This window comes from Vibrio sp. R11-SG3-ISO9 (assembly GCF_059834255.1).
In genome coordinates, this window is record NZ_JCBDGU010000017.1 from 1 (window position 1) to 2541 (window position 2541).

General features: G+C 46.1%; 2 protein-coding genes and 1 pseudogene. 1 reads left to right on the forward strand and 2 read right to left on the reverse strand.

Annotation, left to right across the window (positions count from 1 at the left end; translation table 11 throughout):
• Positions 1-384: pseudogene (locus AC6R05_RS05965) on the reverse strand (hypothetical protein); the annotation flags it as partial.
• Between the two features lie 152 nt (positions 385-536).
• Here AC6R05_RS05965 and AC6R05_RS05970 point away from each other — a divergent pair.
• Entirely contained in the window at positions 537-1007 is a 471-nt protein-coding gene (locus tag AC6R05_RS05970) for an Lrp/AsnC family transcriptional regulator (RefSeq protein ID WP_032552752.1), read from the forward strand.
• A gap of 49 nt (positions 1008-1056) precedes the next feature.
• Here the strand turns inward: AC6R05_RS05970 and tkt are convergent.
• Positions 1057-2541: transketolase (gene tkt / locus AC6R05_RS05975; protein ID WP_500646875.1), on the reverse strand; the 1485-nt coding region annotated here is incomplete at its 5' end.

Here is a 2541-nt window from a genome sequence, read left to right on the forward strand (position 1 = left end):
GAGCCTTAGTACCATAGTCGCAAAGACACTCACACCCGCTCGTTTAGCGACGGCGGCTTCAATCGGCAGTGAGTGTGCAATCAACATTAATGAACCTAATACCGATACTTGTGCGACACTGAGTTCAGCATTGGTGTTCATGAAGACCAATAAGCCTGCATAAATGTTCGTTAGAAGGGTTGTAGCCCATACCAACCCCATCTCGCTAGGTAAACCGACAAAGCTCATTAAGGGGCTTAGCCATTCGCTCAGTAGCGTGATGCCGCCCATCTCTTCAACGATTTTGATGATAATGATGATTGGGATCATCAACTTGTATAGTGTCCAAGTTACATCAAATATTTCGCGCCAAAGCTCGGAGAAGAAATTTTGGAACTTTCTCATTGTTTCATCCTTTTCATTACAACTGATAGGATGAATGGTAAGATATTCATAAGAAATATGATTAACCAGTTTAGAGTTGAATTGAGCTAATTATTTTTTATTTATCGATAAGTGATAAATTTATTTCGCAAATTCTGGGTGTGGAGAAATATATGGAAATAGATCGAATTGATAGAAGTATCTTGAGCCTTTTGCAAAAGAACAATCGAATTGCCAATATCGATCTGGCCGAAGCCGTTGGGCTGTCTCCACCCGCTTGCTTGAAGCGTGTTAAGAGACTTAGAGAAGGCAAGATCATTGTTGGTGACGTCGCGCTGATTAACCCAGCATTGGCAGGAAACAAAATGACGCTGATAGTATCCGTCGAGATGGAACGCGATAGAGGGGATATCTACAGTGTGTTTAGTCGTTCAATTGAGCAGGCTCCTGAAGTCACACAGTGTTATCAGATCACCGGAAGCTATGACTTCCTGATCATTGTTTCAGTACCCGACATTCAAGCCTATGAGCGCTTTATTGAAAGGGTGCTGCATCAGGATAAGAACATTAGAAAGTTTCATACTTCAGTGTCGACCAAAACCGTAAAGTTCAGTACTGAAGTCAATGTTGAAGAGATTCAATAAAAAATGCCCCGCTCAACGAGCGGGGCATTTTAGTTTCGAGATGCAGAGATTAAGCTAGAAGCTCTTTCGCTGTGTTTACTACGTTTTCAGTAGTGAAACCGAACATCTTGAATAGCTCACCTGCTGGTGCAGACTCGCCGAATGTTGTCATACCGATGATCTTGCCACCGAAGCCAACGTACTTGTACCAGAAGTCAGCGATGCCAGCTTCTACAGCTATACGAGCTGTTACGTCAGATGGAAGTACAGATTCACGGTACTCAGCGTCTTGTTTGTCGAATGCGTCAGTTGCAGGCATAGATACTACGCGTACCTTCTTACCTTCAGCTGTCAGTTCAGCTGCAGCGTTAACCGCTAGCTCAACTTCAGAACCTGTAGCGATAAGGATTAGCTCTGGCTTACCTTCACAATCTTTCAGGATGTAACCACCCTTCGCGATGTTAGCTACTTGCTCTTCGCTACGCTCTTGCTGTGCAAGGTTTTGACGAGAGAAGATTAGAGACGTTGGGCCGTCTTTACGTTCGATAGCCAGTTTCCAAGCGACTGCAGACTCAACTTGGTCACATGGACGCCATGTGCTCATGTTTGGCGTTAGACGTAGAGAAGCCATTTGCTCAACTGGTTGGTGAGTTGGGCCATCTTCGCCAAGACCGATAGAGTCATGTGTGTAAACTTGGATGTTCTGAACTTTCATCAGAGCAGCCATACGCATTGCGTTACGAGCGTATTCCATGAACATTAGGAACGTTGCGCCGTATGGTACGAAACCACCGTGCAGAGCGATACCGTTCATGATCGCTGTCATACCGAATTCACGTACACCGTAGTGGATGTAGTTACCCGCTGGATCTTCAGCAGAAACAGACTTAGAACCAGACCACATAGTTAGGTTAGAAGGTGCAAGGTCAGCAGAGCCGCCTAGGAATTCAGGTAGCATAGCACCGAACGCTTCTAGTGCGTTTTGAGACGCTTTACGTGATGCGATGTTTGCTGGGTTAGCTTGAAGATCAGCAATGATTTGGTTTGCTTTCTCTTCCCACTGTGCAGGAAGCTCACCGTTTACGCGGCGTTTGAATTCAGCTGCCAACTCAGGGTGTGCTGCTTCATAAGCTGCAAGTTTCTCGTTCCACGCTGCTTCCTTAGCTGCGCCTGCTTCTTTCGCATCCCACTCTGCGTAGACTTCCGACGGAATTTCAAAAGGACCGTGCTCCCAACCAAGTTCTTTACGTGTAGCTGCAATTTCTTCAGCGCCTAGTGGTGCACCGTGACAGTCGTGTGAACCAGATTTGTTTGGAGAACCAAAACCGATGATAGTCTTAGTACAGATTAGAGTAGGGCGTGGGTCCGCTTTAGCTGCTTCAATTGCTGCGTTGATTGCTTCAGCGTTGTGGCCATCTACTGCTGGGATTACGTGCCAGCCGTAAGCTTCAAAACGCTTAGGAGTATCGTCAGAGAACCAACCTTCAACTTCACCGTCGATAGAGATGCCGTTGTCATCCCAGAAAGCGATAAGCTTACCAAGACCTAGCGTGCC

What these genes read in the sequence shown, in the direction of transcription:
- AC6R05_RS05970 (WP_032552752.1), top strand. Translation starts at nt 537, where the DNA reads ATGGAAATAGATCGAATTGATAGAAGTATCTTGAGCCTTTTGCAAAAG.